Annotated in this window: 1 protein-coding gene; it reads right to left on the reverse strand. The window is 69.6% G+C overall.

Annotated features, from left to right (window positions below; all coding sequences use genetic code 11):
• Positions 1–599 (reverse strand): hypothetical protein (locus tag TR49_RS44340; protein ID WP_042391343.1); only part of this gene is annotated, 599 nt, incomplete at both ends.

Here is a 599-nt window from a genome sequence, read left to right on the forward strand (position 1 = left end):
CTGGTCACGGTCTGCGAGGCGAGCGCGTCACCGTAGTAACGGAACGTCCCCGAGGGGGTGTTGCCGCTGTCGTAGTTGTTCGTCGCGGTGCGGGTGACCTCGCCGAGCGAGTTGTACTCCGCCTGCGTGGACACCAGCCCGGCCGAGCCGTCGGCCGGGGTGGCCTGCGTCTGCACCTGGTCGCCGAACCCGTCCAGGATCGAGTACGACAGGCCGTAGGAGTCGTCCTCGCGCAGCGTCTTCGTCTCGACATACGGGTTCGGCGCGGCCGCGGTGGCACCCACCGTCGTCCCGAACAAGCCATAGGCGAACACCGTGTTGGGGGTGTTCGGGTTCTGCGCCTTGGAGTGGTCCGGCTGCCACGCCTTGACCACGCGGCCGAGACCGTCGTAGACGGCGTCGCTCTGGCGGCCGTTGGCGTCGACGGTTGATTCCGGGACGCCGCGGCCACGGTCCGTGGTGACGGTCGAGGTCCACCCGGCCGGGTTCGTCGTGACCACCTGGGTCGGCAGCAGCCCGGTCGCCGGGCTGAACGCGGTCTTGGTGCTGTGGTTGTCCGCGTCGGTGCTGCTGGTCTGGCGCCCGTACTGGTCGTACGC

The sequence above is a fragment of the Streptacidiphilus melanogenes genome, from assembly GCF_000787835.1.
Taxonomy (GTDB): Bacteria; Actinomycetota; Actinomycetes; order Streptomycetales; family Streptomycetaceae; genus Streptacidiphilus; species Streptacidiphilus melanogenes.